General features: G+C 69.9%; 17 protein-coding genes. 12 read left to right on the top strand and 5 right to left on the bottom strand.

Annotated features, from left to right (window positions below; all coding sequences use genetic code 11):
* Positions 1–5 precede the first annotated feature (5 nt).
* The 3 genes from I5731_RS19185 to I5731_RS19175 form a co-directional block, all read right to left on the bottom strand.
* Positions 6–995: a TRAP transporter substrate-binding protein gene (locus I5731_RS19185; protein ID WP_197313023.1), complete on the bottom strand. Its 990-nt coding sequence runs from the start codon at positions 993–995 to the stop codon at positions 6–8.
* A gap of 37 nt (positions 996–1032) precedes the next feature.
* Positions 1033–1962, bottom strand: a complete 930-nt coding sequence (locus I5731_RS19180) for an NAD(P)-dependent oxidoreductase (protein WP_235981959.1) — start codon at positions 1960–1962, stop codon at positions 1033–1035.
* A 104-nt stretch (positions 1963–2066) separates the two neighbouring features.
* Positions 2067–3281, bottom strand: a complete 1215-nt coding sequence (locus tag I5731_RS19175; RefSeq protein WP_197313021.1) for a LysR family transcriptional regulator — start codon at positions 3279–3281, stop codon at positions 2067–2069.
* 125 nt (positions 3282–3406) lie between these two features.
* Here I5731_RS19175 and I5731_RS19170 point away from each other — a divergent pair, with 125 nt between their 5' ends.
* The 9 genes from I5731_RS19170 (at position 3407) to I5731_RS19130 (ending at position 12285) form a co-directional block, all read left to right on the top strand.
* Positions 3407–4141 carry a PIG-L deacetylase family protein gene (locus I5731_RS19170; RefSeq protein ID WP_197313020.1) on the top strand — a complete coding sequence of 245 codons (735 nt, stop codon included), beginning with the start codon at positions 3407–3409 and terminating at the stop codon, positions 4139–4141.
* A gap of 62 nt (positions 4142–4203) precedes the next feature.
* Positions 4204–5175, top strand: a complete 972-nt coding sequence (locus I5731_RS19165; RefSeq protein WP_197313019.1) for a VOC family protein — start codon at positions 4204–4206, stop codon at positions 5173–5175.
* Complete coding sequence (locus I5731_RS19160; protein WP_197313018.1) at positions 5172–5843, top strand: 4-carboxy-4-hydroxy-2-oxoadipate aldolase/oxaloacetate decarboxylase; 672 nt, start codon at positions 5172–5174, stop codon at positions 5841–5843. Before I5731_RS19165 ends, I5731_RS19160 begins: the two co-directional genes overlap by 4 nt.
* Complete coding sequence (locus I5731_RS19155) at positions 5836–6909, top strand: 4-oxalomesaconate tautomerase (protein WP_197313017.1); 1074 nt, start codon at positions 5836–5838, stop codon at positions 6907–6909. The genes I5731_RS19160 and I5731_RS19155 overlap by 8 nt, the downstream gene beginning before the upstream one ends.
* Before the next feature lie 234 nt (positions 6910–7143).
* Positions 7144–8136, top strand: coding sequence for a tRNA dihydrouridine(20/20a) synthase DusA (gene dusA, locus I5731_RS19150; protein WP_197313016.1), 993 nt, complete (start codon positions 7144–7146; stop codon positions 8134–8136).
* A gap of 78 nt (positions 8137–8214) precedes the next feature.
* Positions 8215–9039, top strand: a complete 825-nt coding sequence (locus I5731_RS19145; RefSeq protein WP_197313015.1) for a sulfite exporter TauE/SafE family protein — start codon at positions 8215–8217, stop codon at positions 9037–9039.
* Positions 9040–9152: 113 nt separating this feature from the next.
* Entirely contained in the window at positions 9153–9575 is a 423-nt protein-coding gene (gene ndk, locus I5731_RS19140) for a nucleoside-diphosphate kinase (protein ID WP_197313014.1), read from the top strand.
* A 188-nt stretch (positions 9576–9763) separates the two neighbouring features.
* On the top strand, positions 9764–11851 hold the full coding sequence (locus I5731_RS19135; RefSeq protein ID WP_197313013.1) for a molybdopterin-containing oxidoreductase family protein: 2088 nt from the start codon (positions 9764–9766) through the stop codon (positions 11849–11851).
* Between the two features lie 92 nt (positions 11852–11943).
* Positions 11944–12285 (top strand): hypothetical protein, encoded by a 342-nt coding sequence (locus I5731_RS19130; RefSeq protein ID WP_197313012.1) that lies wholly within the window; start codon positions 11944–11946, stop codon positions 12283–12285.
* 1119 nt (positions 12286–13404) lie between these two features.
* Here the strand turns inward: I5731_RS19130 and purN are convergent.
* Together purN and purM are read right to left on the bottom strand one after the other, a co-directional pair.
* A complete protein-coding gene (gene purN, locus I5731_RS19125) occupies positions 13405–14082 on the bottom strand; it encodes a phosphoribosylglycinamide formyltransferase (RefSeq protein WP_197313011.1) in 678 nt (225 codons plus the stop codon).
* A 2-nt stretch (positions 14083–14084) separates the two neighbouring features.
* Positions 14085–15164, bottom strand: coding sequence for a phosphoribosylformylglycinamidine cyclo-ligase (gene purM, locus I5731_RS19120; RefSeq protein ID WP_197313010.1), 1080 nt, complete (start codon positions 15162–15164; stop codon positions 14085–14087).
* A gap of 215 nt (positions 15165–15379) precedes the next feature.
* On the opposite strand from purM, the gene I5731_RS19115 reads away from it, so the two are divergent.
* The 3 genes from I5731_RS19115 (at position 15380) to I5731_RS19105 (ending at position 17923) form a co-directional block, all read left to right on the top strand.
* Positions 15380–15913, top strand: coding sequence for a CDP-alcohol phosphatidyltransferase family protein (locus tag I5731_RS19115; protein ID WP_197313009.1), 534 nt, complete (start codon positions 15380–15382; stop codon positions 15911–15913).
* Between the two features lie 148 nt (positions 15914–16061).
* Positions 16062–17237, top strand: a complete 1176-nt coding sequence (locus I5731_RS19110; RefSeq protein WP_197313008.1) for an AI-2E family transporter — start codon at positions 16062–16064, stop codon at positions 17235–17237.
* Complete coding sequence (locus tag I5731_RS19105; protein WP_197313007.1) at positions 17234–17923, top strand: P-loop NTPase family protein; 690 nt, start codon at positions 17234–17236, stop codon at positions 17921–17923. Before I5731_RS19110 ends, I5731_RS19105 begins: the two co-directional genes overlap by 4 nt.
* Positions 17924–17940: the final 17 nt, after the last annotated feature.

Here is a 17940-nt window from a genome sequence, read left to right as displayed (position 1 = left end):
GCGCGTTACTCGCTCTTGAGGGCGTCGACGAAGGCGCCGGCCGCGATGCCCTGGGCCTCGGCGTCGGCGACGACCTTGGCCACGACCGCCGCCGAAGCCGCATTGAACTTCGCCGTTTCCGCGTCCGCGAGCGTGATGACTTCCTTGCCCTCGGTCGCGGCGAAGCCGGCGAGCGCCTTGTCGGCGATGCCGAGCCAGGCCTTGTTGCCGTTCAGCGCGGCCTCGCGCCCGGCGTCCACCACCACCTGCTGCTGGGCTTCGTCGAGGCCCTCGAAGCTGTCGCGGTTCATGATCAGGAAGAAGCTCGAGATCGTCGTGTCCATGCCGACCGTGATGTAGTTTGTCACTTCGGCGAGCTTGAACGCGCCGAGGGTCGTCGCGTCGGTCATGGCGCCGTCGATCACGCCGGTCTGCAGCGCGTTGTAGATTTCCGGCGCCGGCATCGACACCGGGCTCGCGCCCCAGGCCTCGACGACGAGACCGGCGTTGCGCGAGGGAACGCGGATCTTCAGGCCCTTGAGGTCCTCGAAGCTGCGGATCGGCTTGGTCGCGGTGAAGATGATGTTCGGGGCGTTGTTCCACAGCCCGAGCAGCACGACGCGCCGGTATTCGTCGGCGAGCATGTCGATGTTGGCGATCATTTGCGCGGTGCCGGTATCCGCCGACAGCACGCCCGGAAGCTCGGTCAGCAGCGTCTTCGGGAAGTTGGAGGCCGTGTAGCCGGGCAGGCCGAAGGCGATGTCGGTGACGCCGTCGACGGCGCGGCTGTACTGCTCGGCCGGTCCCGGCCCGAGTTCGCCGCCCATGAACACCTTCACCGTCACCGCGCCGCCGGTCTTCTCCGAGACGGAGGCGGCAAACGGCTCATAGGCGTTCTTGACGACGAAGTGCGTCGGGGGCTGGAAATCGGCGAGCTTCAGTTCGGTCGCCGACGCCAGCGACGTGGTGGCGAACATCGCGGCGGCAAAAGCGAACGCCAGTTTCTGCTTCAACATGTCGGTTCCTCCTTCAATCGATTTTATTCTTGCCGAGCTAAGCGGAGTTGCGCGTCTTGCGTCCCTTGCCGTTCAGCGCCGAAAGGATCGCATCGGCCGTCGCGCCGGGATCAGTGCGCCCGACCTTCAGCTCGAGTTCGCCGATCTGCTGCTGCCAGATTGCCGCGGCGTGCGACATGCGACCGGGCAGGCCGAGCTGTTCGATCATCGCCGCGGTCTCGCGCATTTCCGCCGAGCGGCGCCGGCCATGCGACGCGGCGCGCTCCAGCATGCCCGCGGCGCGCTGGGTCCAGTCGAAGCCCGGGAAGGTGTCCTCGAGCGTCGCCAGCACCTTGGTCTCGACGCCGAGGTGACGGCCCGCCAGCAGGCATTCGGCCGTCAGGGCCTCGAGGCCCTTGATCATGATCGACCGGCAGAGCTTCACCGACGACGCCGTGCCGACCGTGTCGGAAACGACCTCGGCGTCCATGCCGAGCGCCCGCAGCGCCGCCAGCGCCGCATCCCCGTGCGGCCCGCTGACGAGCAGGGGGGTGAGGTGCAGGCGCGGATGGACGGGCGCCATCACCGCGACGTCGACATAGCGCCCGCCGGCCGCTTCGATCAGCGCGGCGGACGCCTGCTTGGTCTGCGGCGCACAGGAATTGCAGTCGAACCAGAGCGCCCCGCGCGGCAGCACCGGCGCCGCGGCGGCGGCCGCCGCGTTGGCCTGGTCGGCCGTCACCAGCGAAAACACCACCTCGGCGTTCCGCAGTGCTTCGGGAAGCGTCGCGGCGCCGTCCATCCCGGTCCGCCGGTAGTCGTCCCGCTTGGACGTCCGGCGGGAGGCGAGGTCGGTGGCGATGTCGAACGCGCGTGCGGCCGGCAGCGCCGTGCGGCTCCAGCCCGTCCAGAACGCCTGGGCGGCCTCGCCGAAGCCGACGAAGGCGACGCGAGGCAAGGTCGGGTCATGCGGCACAACATCAGGCATCACGCCCGCTCTCCCATTGCTCCACCCTGCCGGGATAGCAAAGCGGGCGGCAGGCCTGAAATCGGATTTCTGCCGCTGCTATCCAAATACCGGACAGGGCAGCGCTAGCGGGAGAGCCCGGCGCAGACGTCGCGGAGCATGCGGACGAACAGCGACTGCGTCGTGGTCGGCTGCCAGCCGCTGCGCGTCGTCACCCCGATCTCGCGTTCCGAGCCGACGAGCGGAAAGTCGATCTCGGCGAGAATGCCCTCGTCGAGCTCCCGCGCGATCTGGTGGCGCGAGATGATCGTCAGCCGGTCGCTGCCGAGCAGCAGGCCGCGGGTCAGCACGAGGGAGCTGCTCTCCACCAGCCGCGTCGGCGCCGGCACATGGGCGGCGCTGAACAGGCTGTCGAAGTGCTTGCGCGTCGGAATGTCCGGCGACGGTGTAACCCAGGAAAATAGCGCCAGCGTCTTGGCGTCGAGATCGCCGCGCCCTGCGAGCGGATGGCCGGCGCGGCCGACGATCGCCAGCCGGTCGGTATAGAGCGGCTCCTGCTCGACATCGTCGAACGGCAGCGGCGAGCGCAAGGCGCCGACCAGCAGATCGATCTCGCCATAGCGCAGCGCGTGCAACAGGTCGCTGTAGGAGCCGTCGCGCACCGTGATCCGCACCTCCGGCCGGATCACGCCGAGGTCGTTGATCACCTTCGGCAGGATGAAGCTGCGGGCGAGCGGCAGGCTGCCGACCGCGAGCCGCGGCGTATCGTGCCCGAGCAGCAGGTCGATTTCCTCGAGCCCCTGGCGCAGTTCCTCGAAGGCCAGCAGCACGCTGCGCCGGAACAGGTTGCCGGCCTGGGTCAGCTCGAAGCCCTGCGCGGTCTTCGCAAACATCTCGAAGCCCGCGATCCGCTCGATGTCGTTGATCGAGCGATGGATCGACGGCCGCGACAGGCCGAGGGTCCGGGCCGCCCAGGAATAGTTGCCCGTGCTCGCGAGCGCGAGCAGCCCGCGGAGCTGGACGGTGGTCAGCAGCTGGTCAAAGTTCTGGAACCCGCCGTGATGGCCGCGGCCGGCGGCGCGCGCGGCGCGCCGGGCGCCGCTCGCCAGCAGCTCCAGCGCGCGCTCGACGCGAACATGCAGGGTGGTGCCGGCCTCGGTCAGGTACATGCCGGTGCTCTTGCGCAGGAACAGCCGGGTTCCGAGCGTTCGCTCCAGCTTCGAGAGCGCCTGCGTGATCGCCGGCTGCGACAGGAACACCTGCTCCGATGCCCGCGAGACGCTGCCGCAGCGGGCGACCTCCTGGAACGCGCGCAGGTGGCGCAGGTTGAACTTTTCCATCGCGTCGCCTCCGGACCACGCACCGACTGTATCAATAAATTATCGCAGGGACAGCGCATTGGAATGGCGTTTCGCGCCCCCCGCGCTCAGAAACCAGGGGACGAGTTACCCTTGGGAGACTGGCCTTGTCCGGAAAGAAGACCGCGCTGGTCGTCAGCGCACATGCCGCCGACTTCGTCTGGCGCTGCGGCGGCGCGATCGCGCTGCACCAGAAGCTCGGCTATGACGTCACCGTCGCCTGCCTGTCGTTCGGCGAACGCGGAGAAAGCGCCAAGCTGTGGAAGCAGCCGGGCATGACGCTCGCCGAGGTCAAGGCCGCGCGCCGCAGGGAGGCCGAGGCCGCCGCCGTCGTGCTGGACGTGCACGATATTCAATTTCTTGACCTCGGCGACTATCCGCTCGATTTCGGCCCCGACAGCCGCGACCGGATGGTCGATCTCATCCGCGCCGTGCAACCGGCGTTCATGATGAGCCACTCGCTGTGGGACCCCTACAACACCGATCACATGAACACGACGCGGTTCGTGCTGGATTGCCGGATGATCGCCCAGGCCTGGGGTCACAACCCCGGCCAGAAGGTGCTCGGCGCGCCGCAGCTCTACCTGTTCGAGCCGCACCAGACCGAACAGATGGGCTGGAAGCCGGATGTGTTCCTCGACATCACCGAGGTCTGGGACAAGAAGCGCGCCGCGATCGAATGCATGGCCGGCCAGGAACACCTCTGGGACTTCTACACCAACGTCGCCGAGAACCGCGGCAATCACTTCCAGCGCAACTCCGGCGGCCAGTCCGGCGGGCGCGCCTCGAAGTATGCCGAGGGGTTCCAGGCGGTGTTCCCGCGCACGGTGGATGAGCTCTAGGCTGGTCCGAACCGGCGCCCGCGGCTTGCCGCGGCCACCATTTGCAGAGGAAACGCTTGACGATGTCGACCAATCCTTCGGGCGCCATTGCCCACCTCGGCCACGTCGAGATGCTCACCGACAAGTTCGAGGAGAGCCTCGATTTCTTCGTGCGCGTCTACGGGCTGAAGCTCTCCGGACGTGACGAGACCAGCGCCTATCTGCGCGCCTGGGACGACTACGAGTTCTGCTCGCTGAAGCTGACGCGGGCGGCGACGACCGGCGTCGGCCACATCGCCTATCGCGCCGCCTCACCCGAAGCGCTGGCCGAGCGCGTCGCGCTGATCAAGGCGTCCGGCTACAAGCTGCACGGCTGGCACGACGGCGACCTCAGCCACGGCGCCGCCTTCCGCTTCGAGGATCCGTTCGGCCACGTCTTCGAGATCTACTACGACACGGTCTGGTACGAGCCGGCGGACGACAGCGACCGGGCGGCGCTGAAGAACACGGCGTCGGCCTTCACCGGCGCGGCGCCCCGCCGCCTCGACCACCTCAATCTCCTCAGCGCCGACGTGACGGAGTTCCGCCGCTTCATGGAGACCTGCCTCGGCTCGCGGGTCACCGAGTGCATCCAGCTCGACAACGGGCGCCTCGGCGGCTGCTGGTTCACGGTCAACAACAAGACCTACGACCTCGCCTGCACCGAGGAGCACGGCGGCGGCAACGGCCGGCTGCACCATGTGACCTACGCCACCGACCAGCGCGAGGACATCCTGCGCGCCGCCGACATCTTCCTGCAGAACGGCGTCCACATCGAAACCGGCCCGCACAAGCATGCGATCCAGGGCACCTTCTTCCTCTACGTCTGGGAGCCGGCCGGCAACCGGGTGGAACTCGCCAACGCCGGCGCGCGCCTGATCCTCGCCCCCGACTGGCGACCGATCGTCTGGACGGAAAAGGACCGCAAGAAGGGCCAGGCCTGGGGCCTGAAGACCATCGACACCTTCCATTCGCACGGAACGCCCCCGGTCGCTGGCAAGGAGCACGGCCGATGAGCGTCGTCGTCACGGAGATCCAGCGCGCCGACCCCGAGACGATCCGCCGTCTCGCCGCGGCAGGGGTGGCCACCGTCCACGAGGCGCAGGGGCGCACGGGGTGTCTCGCGAGTTACATGCGGCCGATCTATTCCGGCGCCCAGATCGCCGGCAGCGCCGTGACGATCAGCGCGCCGCCCGGCGACAACTGGATGCTGCATGTCGCCATCGAGCAGCTGCGCGCCGGCGACATCCTCGTGCTCGCCCCGACCTCGCCCTGCGACAACGGCTATTTCGGCGACCTGCTGGCGACCTCGGCCAAGGCCCGCGGCTGCGGCGGGCTGATCATCGACGCCGGCGTCCGCGACATCCGCGACCTGACCGCGATGGGCTTCCCGGTCTGGTCGAAGGCGATCAGCGCGCAGGGCACCATCAAGGCGTCGCTCGGGTCGGTCAACGTGCCGGTGGTCTGCGCCGGCCAGCTGGTCGAGGCCGGCGACGTGATCGTCGCCGACGACGACGGTGTCGTGGTCGTCCGGCGCGCCGAAGCTGCGACTGTGGCCGCCGCCGCGGAAAAGCGCGTCGCGGCCGAGGACGCCAAGCGCCGGCGCCTCGCCGCCGGCGAACTCGGGCTCGACATCTACGACATGCGCCAGCGCCTCGCCGACCTCGGGCTGAAATATGTCTGACCCGGAACTCGACGGCATCCCCTGCCTCTGGATGCGCGGCGGCACGTCGAAGGGCGCCTATTTTCTTGCCTCCGATCTGCCGCCCGATCGCGCGGCCATCGACGACCTGCTGCTGCGGGTCATGGGGTCGCCGGACGCGCGGCAGATCGACGGCATCGGCGGCGCCGATCCGCTGACGTCCAAGGTCGCGATCCTGTCGCCGTCCACCCGGCCCGATGCCGACGTCGACTACCTGTTCCTGCAGGTCTTCGTCGACGCGGCGCTGGTGTCAGACGCGCAGGGCTGCGGCAACATCCTCGCGGGCGTCGGCCCGGCGGCGATCGAGCGCGGGCTCGTGGCCGCGACTGGCGACGAGACCCCCGTCCGCATCCACATGGTCAACACCGGCGAAGTCGCCGTCGCGCAGGTCGCGACACCGGGCGGGCGTGTCTCCTACCGAGGCACCGCCCGCATCGACGGCGTGCCGGGCGCGCACGCGGCCGTGCCGCTGATGTTCCAGAACATCGCCGGCTCGATGACGGGGGCGCTGCTGCCGACCGGCCACGCGGTCGACATCATCGACGGCGTCGCCTGCACGCTGATCGACAACGGCATGCCGATCGTGGTGCTGGACGCGGCCGATTTCGGCCTCACCGGGCAGGAGACCCGCGCCGAGCTCGACGCCGACGCCGGCCTGAAAGGCCGGCTCGAGGCGATCCGCCTGCAGGCCGGGCCGCTCATGAACCTCGGCGACGTCACCGAAAAGTCCGTGCCGAAGATGACCCTCGTGTCCCGGCCGCGGCACGGCGGCGCCATCGCCACCCGCAGCTTCATTCCGCACCGCTGCCACGCCTCGATCGGCGTGTTCGCCGCCGTCAGCGTCGCCACCGCGTGCGCCTTGCCGGACGGCCCCGCCGCCTGCCTCGCCGTGCTCCCGCCCGACGGCATCTTCCGCATCGAGCACCCGTCCGGGGCCGCGGAAGTGGCGATCCGGCGCGACCCGACCGGAGCCGTCGTTGCGGCCGGCACGATCCGCACGGCGCGCAAACTCTTCGACGGCCGCGTCTTCCCGGCCCCTCGGCCCTAAGCGCCGGCGCGCGCCGCCGGCGCCTGAGCCGGCGCGAGGCCATGCCGCCGGCTGGCGTCCGAGCACCCGGTCTTCGGCGCCGGATGCGCCCGTGTGCGATCACGACAAGGCTGCCTCCCGCCGGCCGGAGGCCATTGCCGCTGTTTCGCGTGCATTCGGATATGATATGGCAACGACTTCAACGGTCGGCCCGGCCGTGTCCCGGACCGACCGGGAGCAGCAAAGCGTATCCGAATGACCGACCTCGACCGGCGCTTCGCCGTCGCCCCGATGATGGACTGGACCGACCGCTGGTGCCGGACGTTCCATCGTGCGCTGACGCGCGAGGCGCTGCTCTATAGCGAGATGGTGACAACGGGCGCGGTGATCCACGGCGACCGCGAGCGGCTGCTCGGCTTTTCCGCGGACGAACAACCCGTCGCGCTGCAGCTCGGCGGCAGCGACCCGGCCGATCTCGCGCGCGCCGCCCGGATCGGCGCGGACTACGGCTATGCCGAGATCAACCTCAACGTAGGTTGCCCGTCCGACCGCGTCCAGTCCGGCCGCTTCGGTGCCTGCCTGATGCAGGAGCCGGCGCTGGTCGGCGACTGCGTCGCCGCGATGAAGGCGGCGGTATCGATCCCGGTCACGGTGAAGTGCCGCATCGGCGTCGACGAGCAGGACCCCGAACCCGCGCTCGACGCGATGGCGGACAGCGTCGTCGCCGCCGGCACCGATGCGCTGTGGGTGCACGCCCGGAAAGCCTGGCTGAAGGGCCTGTCGCCGCGCGAGAACCGCGACGTGCCGCCGCTCGACTATGGCCGCGTCTATCGCCTGAAAGCCCGCCTGCCGGGCGTCTTCATCGGCATCAACGGCGGCATCAACGATCTCGATGCGGCGGAAGCGCACCTTAAGCACGTCGACGGCGTCATGCTCGGCCGCGCGGCGTACCAGTCGCCGGCGTTGCTCGCCGGCGTCGACCGCCGCATCTGTGGCCTGGCCGTTGACGACCCCGATCCGTTTGCGGTGGTCGAGGCGCTGATCCCGGTGATCGCCGCCCACCGGGCCGCCGGGGGCAGGGTGCGCCACTACGTCCGCCACATGCTCGGCCTGTTCCAGGGCCGCCCCGGCGCGCGCGCCTGGCGCCGCATCCTCACCGAAGGCGCGACCGATCCGGAGGCGGGGGCCGACCTGCTCGTCCGGGCACTCGCCGCCGTCCGCCGCGACGATCGCGCCGAAGCCGCCTGACGGCCCGGCGCTCCCGACCCCCCCTGCGGCTCCCCGCGCCCGGCGCATCGCCGCCCGCGCCACCCCGGAATAGTGCCGATGCTCGCCGTCTCGCCGATGGAACTCTTCGAACTCGCCGCCGTCGTGGTCGCCGCCGGGGCGATCTCCGGACTGCTCGCCGGCCTGTTCGGCATCGGCGGCGGCGCCGTCATGGTGCCGGTGTTCTACCAGCTGCTCGGCGTCATCGGCGTCGACGAGAGCGTGCGCATGCACGTCGCGGTCGCGACCTCCACCGGCGTGATCCTGCCGACCTCGCTGCGCTCCTACTTCGCCCACAAGGCGCGCGGCGCGGTGGATATGGAGCTGTTGAGGGGCTGGGTGGTCTGGGTGCCGCTCGGCGTCATCCTCGCGACCGCGCTTGCCGCCTTCATCTCCAGCGAGGGCCTCCGGGCGATCTTCGCGGTGATCGCGCTGGTGCTCGCCGCGCGCATGCTGCTGAACCGCGACAGCTGGCGCCTCGGCACCGCGCTGCCGGGCAATCCGGGCCGGGCGATCTTCGGCTCGGTGCTCGGCTTCCTTTCCACACTGATGGGCATCGGCGGCGGGGTGATCAACAACACTTTCATGACGCTCTACGGCCGCTCGATGCACCAGGCGGTGGCGACCTCGTCCGGCGTCGGCGTGCTGATCTCGATCCCGGCCACAATCGGCTACATCGTCGCCGGCTGGGGCCGGCCGGAACTGCCGCCGTTCTCGCTGGGCTTCGTCAACGCGGTCGGCGTCGCGCTGCTGATTCCCGTGTCGCTGTGGGTCACGCCCTATGGCGTCCGCCTCGCGCACGCGCTGTCGCGGCGCAAGCTGGAGATCCTGTTCGGCCTGTTCCTGATCTCGGTCTCGATCAAGTTCGGCTGGTCGCTGCTCTGAGGCGTTGTTGCGCCGGCGGCAGCTTGCGGGGCTTCGAGCCGGCGGCTATACACCGCCCAACCATTCCCTCGACGTAACGCCCGCTCCGGGCACAGAAACCGGGACTTTTCTCCATGGCGATCGAACGCACCTTCTCGATGATCAAGCCGGATGCCACGGCGCGCAACCTCACCGGCAAGATCGTGGCCAAGCTCGAGGACGCCGGCCTGCGCGTCGTCGCCTCGAAGCGCATCCACATGAGCCTCGCCCAGGCCGAGGCGTTCTACGCCGTGCACAAGGGCCGCCCGTTCTACGAGGAGCTGACCAAGCAGATGTCGGCCGGTCCGGTCGTCGTGCAGGTGCTCGAGGGCGAGAACGCGATCCTCAAGAACCGCGAAGTGATGGGCGCCACCAACCCGGCCAACGCCGCCGAGGGCACCATCCGCAAGGAGTTCGCCCTCTCGATCGGCGAGAACAGCGCGCACGGCTCCGACGCGCCGGAAACCGCCGCCGAAGAGATCGCCTTCTGGTTCTCGAAGACCGAGATCGTCGGCTGAGCCGACACTTCTTCCGACGCTTCTGATCAAGGCGGCCGCTTCGGCCGCCTTTTTCTTTTCGCGCGTCGCCGCCGCGGAGATGGCGGGATGCTCATGCCTGCCCGTCGCCGGCGTGAGGTGTCGCGGGCGCCGAAGTCGCGCTAGTGTTGCCGCGACGACCTGCGCGCCCCATCCCGTTCGAGGCTCCGATGAACAAGCCGGCCGGCCCCCGCTTTGGCCATTCCGCCTGCCCGCACGACTGCCCGTCCACCTGCGCGGTCGACGTCGAGATCCTGCCCGACGGGCGGATCGGGCGGCTGCGCGGCAGTCCGGACAACGCCTATACGCTCGGCGTCATCTGCGCCAAGGTCGCGCGCTACGGCGAGCGCATCCATCATCCGGACCGGCTGCTGCACCCGATGATCCGCACCGGCGCCAAGGGGAGCGGCGAATTCCGGCGCGCGTCATGGGACGAGGCGCTCGACCTCGTCGCCGAAAAGCTGCTCGAGGCCGAGCGGCAGCACGGCGCCGAGAGCGTCTGGCCCTACTACTACGCCGGCACCATGGGCCTCGTGCAGCGCGACGGCATCCACCGGCTGCGCCACGCCAAGGGCTATTCGCGCCAGTTCGACAGCATCTGCACCAACCCGGCCTGGACCGGCTACATCGCCGGCACCGGCCGGCTCGCCGGGCCGGATCCGCGCGAGATGGCGCTTTCCGACTGCGTCGTGATCTGGGGCACCAACGCGGTCGCGACCCAGGTCAACGTGATGACCCACGCCGTGAAGGCGCGAAAGACGCGCGGCGCGAAGATCGTCGCGATCGACGTCTACGAGACCGAGACCGTGCGCCAGGCCGACATGGGCCTCGTGCTGCGCCCCGGCACCGACGCCGCGCTCGCCTGCGCCGTGATGCACGTCGCCTTCCGCGACGACTACGCCGACCGCGCCTACATGGCCGCCTATGCCGACTGCCCCGAAGAGCTCGAGGCGCATCTCGCGACGCGCACCCCGGAGTGGGCGGCGGCGATCACCGGCCTGTCGGTGGACGAGATCGAGGCCTTCGCCCGGCTCGTCGGCACCACGCCCAAAACCTATTTCCGCCTCGGCTACGGCTTCACCCGCCAGCGCAACGGCACGGTCTCGATGCACGCGGCCGCCTCGATCGCGACCGTGCTCGGCGCCTGGCAGCACGAAGGTGGCGGCGCGTTCCACAACAACGGCGCGATCTACACCCTCGACAAGACCATGATCGAGGGCAACGACATCCCCGGCCGCATGACCCGCCGGCTCGACCAGTCGCGCATCGGCGCGATCCTCACCGGCGACGCCGAGGCGCTGCTCGGCGGGCCGAAGGTCGCGGCGCTGTTCATCCAGAACACCAACCCGGTGTCGGTCGCCCCCGATCAGGCGCGGGTCGCGGCGGGATTTGCGCGCGAGGATCTCTTCGTCTGCGTGCACGAGCAGTTCATGACCGAGACGGCGAAAATGGCCGACGTCGTGCTGCCGGCGACGATGTTCGTCGAGCACGACGACATCTACAAGGGCGGCGGCCACCAGTATCTGCTGTTCGGGCCGAAGCTCGCCGAGGCGCCCGGCGAAGCGCGCGAGAACCATTTCGTGCACGTCGAGCTCGCCCGCCGCCTCGGCGCCAGCCACCGCGGCTTCGAGATGAGCTCGCGCGAGCACGTCGACTGGATGCTGCAGAAGTCCGGCTTCGGCACCCTCGCCGAGCTTGAAGAGAAGCGCTGGCTCGACGTGCAGCCCGATTTCCGCACCGCGCACTATCTCGACGGTTTCGCCCAGCCGGACGGCAAGTTCCGCTTCCGGCCCGACTGGCGCCGGGTGAAGGCGCCGAATGCCGGGCCGATGGGGCCGTGGGAGGCAATGCCGGCGCTGCCCGACTACTGGCCGGTGATCGAGGAGGCCGACGCCGCGCACCCGTTCCGGCTGGTGACGGCACCCGCGCGCTCGTTCCTGAATTCCACCTTCACCGAGACGCCGGGCTCGCTGAAGCGGGAAGGGCGGCCCGAGGTGATGATCCGTCCCGGCGATGCCGCCGCCCACGGCATCACCGAGGGTGCCCTCGTCGAGATCGGCAACGGCCGCGGCCGCACCCGTGTCCATGCGAAGTTCTTCGACGGCCTGAAGCCCGGCGTGCTGGTCGCGGAGGGTATCTGGCCGAATGCGGCGCACGACGGCGGCGTCGGCATCAACGCCCTGACCGGCGCCGATCCGGTCGCGCCTTACGGCGGCGCGGCGTTCCACGACAACAAGGTCTGGATCAAGCCCGCGTGAGGTGACGGGGCGTCATGCAGCCAAGGCGTTGCGCGGCCAAGGACTTCGTGGCAAACGAACGACGTTTTCCACCTCCTGTCTCGCGTGGCACGATGATTCGCCTTGGCCGCTTCCTGGTTCCCGCCCTCGCTCTGGTGCTTGCCGCCTGCAATGCAACACCGCAGACCAGCGGCGGCGGCCCGGCCCCGGTCACGGCCGGCGCGACGCCGCTCGACCGGCCGGTGATGGAGCGCCGCCTCGCCGACGCCTGCATCTATCGCCAGTACCGCGTCGAGGGCGTCAACCGCATGACCCTCGTCGATGGCTGCCGCTGCGCCGCCCGCAACGCCATCAAGACGCTGCCCGAAGGCAACTACGTCCTCGCCCGCGGCGGCGCCCTGACCGGCCCGCAGGACACCGCGCTGCGCGCCGGCATCGCCGCCTGCGTAAAGTGAGCGGGTGGGGCGGGTTTCCGCCTCTTTGGAACGTCGAGATCGCCCGGGCCGGGCGACGCGGATGGGTCACCCCTCCCAAACCCTCGCCGTCGTCATTGCCGGGCTTGACCCGCGACTGTCCGGCTCATCCCATGGCCCGCGCCGACGCACCCGGCCTCGCCCTTCGAGACGGGCCTGACGGCCCTCCTCAGGATGAGGCCTCCGAGGATTTTTCGCTTTTTTGCAGGCATTTGTCCTCTTCCCTCACCCTGAGGAAGCCGCGGAGCGGCTGTCTCGAAGGGCGAGGGAAAAGCCGAGGCGTCGCCGCGCCGGTTTGCCGAGGAAGGTCAGCGGGAACTTCGGGATCGCAACGTGGTGGGTGATTGGCCCCCCCCAGCGCCACCCCACCCCCCTCTCAGTCGTCATTGCCGGGCTTGACCCGCGACTGTCCGGCTCATCCCATGGCCCGCGCCGACGCACCCGGCCTCGCCCTTCGAGACGGGCCTGACGGCCCTCCTCAGGATGAGGCCTCGGAGGATTTTTCGCTTCGTTGCAGGCATTTGTCCTTTTCCCTCACCCTGAGGAAGCCGCGGAGCGGCTGTCTCGAAGGGCGAGGGAAAAGCCGAGGCGTCGCCGCGCCGGTTTACCGAGGAAGGTCAGCGGGAACTTCGGGATCGCAACGTGGTGGCTGATTGGCACCCCCCCAGCCCCAGCGCCACCCCACCCCCCTCTCAGTCGTCATTGCCGGGCTGGACCCGGCAACCCACTAGCCTACCGCAGCAGAATGGTTCAACCATCTGGAAATAATGAGTTTTAAGTCCTGAGGTGTGGCTTGCGGCGACGCCATTGGGTCGCCGGGTCAAGCCCGGCGATGACGATCGAAGGGGTTTTCGGGCAGCGCAGCTTTGCTGGTCAGCGATCTGACGCGCGACGGAAGCGTCGGTGATGTCCCGGAACACCTGTCGGCCATATCCCCGGGCTGATGATTGAGGATCGACGAGTGAGGGGCGTTCTGCCCGCCCTCTGCTGCGGTCGCCAGGCGAAACTCCCGCGCCGCAATCCGCCACCCCTCCGACCCCGCGGCTGACTCACTCTCTCAGCCGGCCGGGCCTTCCCCCTGAAAAGACTCCGGCTTCCGCCTCACCCCGCCGGCCACAACATCCCGCCCGGCGCCGCGCCTTCGCCCTCGATCCGCACCCGTTCGCCGTCGACCACCGCGCGGCCCTCGCCGACGAGGCGGAGGGCGAGCGGGTAGATCTTGTGCTCCATCGCCAGCACCCGCGCGGCGAGGCTGTCCGCGTCGTCGCCGGCGAGCACCGGCACCGCCGCCTGCACGATGATCGGGCCCTCGTCCATGCCGAAGCGCACGAAATGCACCGTGCAGCCGTGGAAGCGCACGCCGGCGTCGAGGGCGCGCTGGTGCGTGTGCAGGCCCTTGAACAGCGGCAGCAGCGAGGGATGGACGTTGATCATCCGGTCGCGCCAGCGGTCGGTGAAGCCCTCGGTGAGGAGCCGCATGAAGCCGGCGAGGCAGACGAACTCGATGCCGTGCCGGGCGAGTTCCGCATCGATGGCGGCGTCGAAGCTGTCGCGGTCGGGGAAGGCGCGGTGATCGACGACGGCGGTGGCGACGCCGGCCGCCGCGGCCTTGGCGAGCCCGCCGGCGTCGGCGCGGTTCGACAACACCAGCGCGATTTCGGCCGGGAAGTCTGCGGCCGCGGCGGCGCCGAGCAGCGCGGCCATGTTGCTGCCGCCGCCCGAGATCAGCACCGCGACGCGGAGCTTCGGCCGCTGTGGACCCGGTGCCGCGTCCGCCATCGTCAGAGCGCCAGTTCGCCGGAGAACAGCGTGCGCGGGCCCTCGGCGTCGGCTTCCAGCGTGCCGAGGCGCACCACGGCCTCGCCGGCCTCGGTCAGCGCGGCGATCGCCGCGTCGGCGGTCGACGCCTCGACGACGACCACCATGCCGATGCCGCAGTTGAAGGTGCGCACCATTTCCGCCGCCGGCACGCCGCCGGCCGCCGCCAGCCACTTGAACACCGGCAGCACGGGGACGGCGGAGAGGTCCATCCGCACCGAGACGCCGGCCGGCAGCACGCGCGGCACGTTGTCGACGAAGCCGCCGCCGGTGATGTGGGCGAGCGCCTTGATGCCGTCGGTCGCCTTCAGGGCCGCGAGCAGCGGCTTCACATAGATCCGCGTCGGCGTCAGCAGCGCCGCGCCGAGGCTGGTCTCGGGCGCGAACGGCGCCGGGTCGGTGTACGAAAGGCCTTCGCGCTCGACGATGCGGCGCACGAGGGAATAACCGTTGGAATGGACGCCCGACGCGGCGAGGCCGAGCAGCACGTCGCCGGGGCCGACGTCGCGCCGCGGCAGCAGCGTGCCGCGCTCGGCGGCGCCGACGGCAAAGCCGGCGAGGTCGTAGTCGCCGTCGGCGTACATGCCCGGCATCTCGGCGGTCTCGCCGCCGATCAACGCGCAGCCGGCGATGCGGCAGCCTTCGGCGATGCCGGCGACCACGGCGGTCGCGGTGTCGACCGACAACCGGCCGGTCGCGAAATAGTCGAGGAAGAACAGCGGCTCCGCGCCCTGCACGACGAGGTCGTTCACCGACATCGCCACGAGGTCGATGCCGACCGTGTCGTGGATCCCCGCCTCGATGGCGACGCGCAGCTTGGTGCCGACGCCGTCGTTGGCCGCGACCAGCACCGGGTCCTTGAAGCCCGCCGCGCGCGGATCGAACACGCCGCCGAAGCCGCCGATGTCGGCGTCCGCCCCCGGCCGCCGCGTCGCCTTGACCAGCGGCTTGATCCGCTCCACCAGCAGGTTGCCGGCATCGATGTCGACGCCCGCGTCGCGATAGGTGAGCCCGCTGCGCGGCTCGGTCGGTTCGCCCGCCATGTCCGTCGTCCCCGTCAATCCGGCGTTGTCGTCACGCCCGGTCCCGATCCGCCGCAGAAATCAACTATCGGCGGGCATTACAAGACGAATCTGCGCAGCGGCGGTCAAAAGCCGGGGAGGGCGCCGATGCCGGCGGCGCAGCGGAAATCCCTTTCAAAGCGGCCGGCGCAGGACCACATGAGGGCGACGAGGCAGCAGGCGGGTGGGACCCTGACGTGACGATTCCGAACTTCATCACTCTCGCCCGGCTCTGCGCCGTACCGGCCGTCGTGATGTTCATGCTCGCCAGCCGGTACGATCTCGCCTTCATCCTGTTCGTCGCCGCGGGCATTTCCGACGCGATCGACGGCATCATCGCGCGGCACTTCAACCAGGGCAGCGCGCTGGGCGCCTATCTCGATCCGCTCGCCGATAAGGCGTTGCTCGTCTCGATCTACATGGCGCTCGGCTACATCGGCCACATCCCGGTCTGGCTGATCGTGCTGGTCGTCAGCCGCGACCTCCTGATCATCGGCGGGGTGGTGCTGTCATGGGTGGTCGGGCGGCCGGTGGCGATCGAGCCGATCTTCGTCTCGAAGGCGAACACGGCGGTGCAGCTCGGCTTTGCGGCGGTGGTGCTGGCCGGGCTCGGCTACGGCTGGCGCATCGGCGGCCTGATCGAGGTCGGCGTCTGGCTGGTTGCCGCCTTGACGCTCGCCTCGACCGCGGCCTACCTGATCGCCTGGACACGCCACATGGACGAGCGCTGACGCCGGTCGCCCGGCGCATGGCGCGTTTCCTGCGTCGGGATGCGGTGCAGCGGCGCCGGTGACCGGTGCCCCACCTTCGCCACGGTCGCAGGCCAGACAATTTTTGCTTCCCGAACCGGGCCCCCGGCTGGCCCCAAGGCGCAACGTCGTGAGTCTCAAGAACACGGTCATCTTCTGGGTCTTGGCGGCGGTCGGCCTGATCCTCTTCCTCTACGTGTTCTCGGGCATCCTGCTGCCGTTCGTCGGCGGCATGGCGGTCGCCTACATGCTCGACCCGATTGCCGACCGGCTGCAGCGGCTCGGCCTGTCGCGCATGCTGGCGACGGTGCTGATCGTGCTGCTCTTCCTCATGGTCGTCGTGCTGCTGATGGTGCTGATCATCCCGGTGCTCGCCAACCAGCTCACCGGCCTCGTCGCCCGCCTGCCGGAGTCGGTGGCCTGGCTGCAGTCCTTCGTGGTCGATACGGCGGGCCCGCGCATCTCCGAGATGCTCAACATGAGCGAAGACGAACTGCGCAGTTCGGTCGGCGGCGTGCTCAACCAGGGCGTCTCTTGGCTGACCGAACTCGCCAAGCAGATCCTCTCGGGCAGCCAGGCGATCGTCTCGGTGGTGTCCGCGCTCGTCATCACCCCCGTCGTCGCCTTCTACCTGCTGCTCGATTGGGACCGCATGGTGCAGAAGGTCGACGGCTGGCTGCCGCGCGACCATGCCGATACGATCCGCAGCCTTGCCCGCGAGATGGACGAGGGCGTCTCGAAGTTCGTGCGCGGCCAGTTCTCGGTCTGCCTGCTGCTCGGCCTGTTCTATGCCGTGACGCTGATCATCGCCGGGCTGAACTTCGGCCTGCTGATCGGCATGGGTGCCGGCCTGATCAGCTTCATCCCCTATATCGGCTCCTTCGTCGGCGGCTTCGTCGCCATCGGCGTCGCCCTGATGCAGTTCTGGCCCGACTGGACGATGATCGCCATCATCGCCGGCATCTTCGCCCTCGGCCAGTTCCTCGAGGGCAACATCCTGCAGCCGAAGCTGATCGGCGGCAGCGTCGGGCTGCACCCGGTGTGGCTGATGTTCTCGCTGTTCGCATTTGCCACGCTGTTCGGCTTCGTTGGCATGCTGATCGCCGTGCCCGCCGCGACGGCGGTCGCGGTGCTGACGCGCTTTGCGCTGGCGAAATACATGGAAAGCCCGCTCTACCAGGGCGTCCAGCCCTCGGTCGTCCCCCCGCCGTCGACCGGGCGCCTGCCGGGCCTCGCCGGAACGCCCGTGCCGGGGCCGGCGACCAGCCTGCCCCTGCCGGGTCCCGGACCCAAGCGCGAGCCATGACCCCGGCGCAGCTTCCGATCCCGATCGCCCATGTCGCGGCGCTGGGGCGCGACGACTTCGTCGTCGGCGACGCCAACCGCGCCGCCTGGGGGCTGGTGGGCAGCTGGCGCGACTGGGCGGCGCCGGTCGCCGTACTCGCCGGGCCGGCCGGCTCGGGCAAGTCGCATCTCCTGCGCGTGTTCGCCGACGAGGCCGGGGCGACGCTGCTCGCCGGTCCCGATCTCGCCGGCCGCGACCCGCTGGCGCTCGCCGGGCGGCCCGTCGCGCTCGACGACGCCGATGCGGCAGCCACCGATCCCGCCGCCTTCTTCCACCTCGTCAACGCGGTTCGTGCCGCCGGAGGCCGGCTGCTCGCCGCGGGACGGGGCGATGCCGCCGGCTGGCCGGCCGCCCGCGCGCTGCGGGACCTCGCCTCGCGCCTCAGGGCGGCGCAGCCGGTGCGGCTCGGCGCGCCCGACGACGACCTGCTCGCCCGGGTGCTGGTGAAGCTGTTTGCCGACCGGCAGATCGACGTCGACCGCAGCGTGATCGATTACCTGCTGCCGCGCATCGAGCGCTCCTACGCCGCTGCGAGCGCCATCGTGCAGCGCCTCGACGAGGGCTCGCTGGCGCGCGGACGCCCTCTCGGACGCGGCCTCGCCGCCAAAATCCTCGCCGAAAGCCACGGCGACGAGGACACCGAATAGCCGCGGTCGTCGGATCA

It is taken from the genome of Methylobrevis albus, assembly GCF_015904235.1.
Lineage (GTDB): Bacteria > Pseudomonadota > Alphaproteobacteria > Rhizobiales > Pleomorphomonadaceae > Methylobrevis_A > Methylobrevis_A albus.
The sequence above is the reverse complement of the archived record's forward strand: the minus strand, read 5'-3'. Positions and strand labels throughout refer to the sequence as shown.

Coding starts and splice junctions, on each gene's coding strand:
- I5731_RS19185 (WP_197313023.1), bottom strand. CDS start 995: ATGTTGAAGCAGAAACTGGCGTTCGCTTTTGCCGCCGCGATGTTCGCC.
- I5731_RS19180 (WP_235981959.1), bottom strand. CDS start 1,962: ATGCCTGATGTTGTGCCGCATGACCCGACCTTGCCTCGCGTCGCCTTC.
- I5731_RS19175 (WP_197313021.1), bottom strand. CDS start 3,281: ATGGAAAAGTTCAACCTGCGCCACCTGCGCGCGTTCCAGGAGGTCGCC.
- I5731_RS19165 (WP_197313019.1), top strand. CDS start 4,204: ATGTCGACCAATCCTTCGGGCGCCATTGCCCACCTCGGCCACGTCGAG.
- I5731_RS19160 (WP_197313018.1), top strand. CDS start 5,172: ATGAGCGTCGTCGTCACGGAGATCCAGCGCGCCGACCCCGAGACGATC.
- I5731_RS19155 (WP_197313017.1), top strand. CDS start 5,836: ATGTCTGACCCGGAACTCGACGGCATCCCCTGCCTCTGGATGCGCGGC.
- dusA (WP_197313016.1), top strand. CDS start 7,144: ATGACCGACCTCGACCGGCGCTTCGCCGTCGCCCCGATGATGGACTGG.
- I5731_RS19145 (WP_197313015.1), top strand. CDS start 8,215: ATGCTCGCCGTCTCGCCGATGGAACTCTTCGAACTCGCCGCCGTCGTG.
- ndk (WP_197313014.1), top strand. CDS start 9,153: ATGGCGATCGAACGCACCTTCTCGATGATCAAGCCGGATGCCACGGCG.
- I5731_RS19135 (WP_197313013.1), top strand. CDS start 9,764: ATGAACAAGCCGGCCGGCCCCCGCTTTGGCCATTCCGCCTGCCCGCAC.
- I5731_RS19130 (WP_197313012.1), top strand. CDS start 11,944: ATGATTCGCCTTGGCCGCTTCCTGGTTCCCGCCCTCGCTCTGGTGCTT.
- purN (WP_197313011.1), bottom strand. CDS start 14,082: ATGGCGGACGCGGCACCGGGTCCACAGCGGCCGAAGCTCCGCGTCGCG.
- purM (WP_197313010.1), bottom strand. CDS start 15,164: ATGGCGGGCGAACCGACCGAGCCGCGCAGCGGGCTCACCTATCGCGAC.
- I5731_RS19105 (WP_197313007.1), top strand. CDS start 17,234: ATGACCCCGGCGCAGCTTCCGATCCCGATCGCCCATGTCGCGGCGCTG.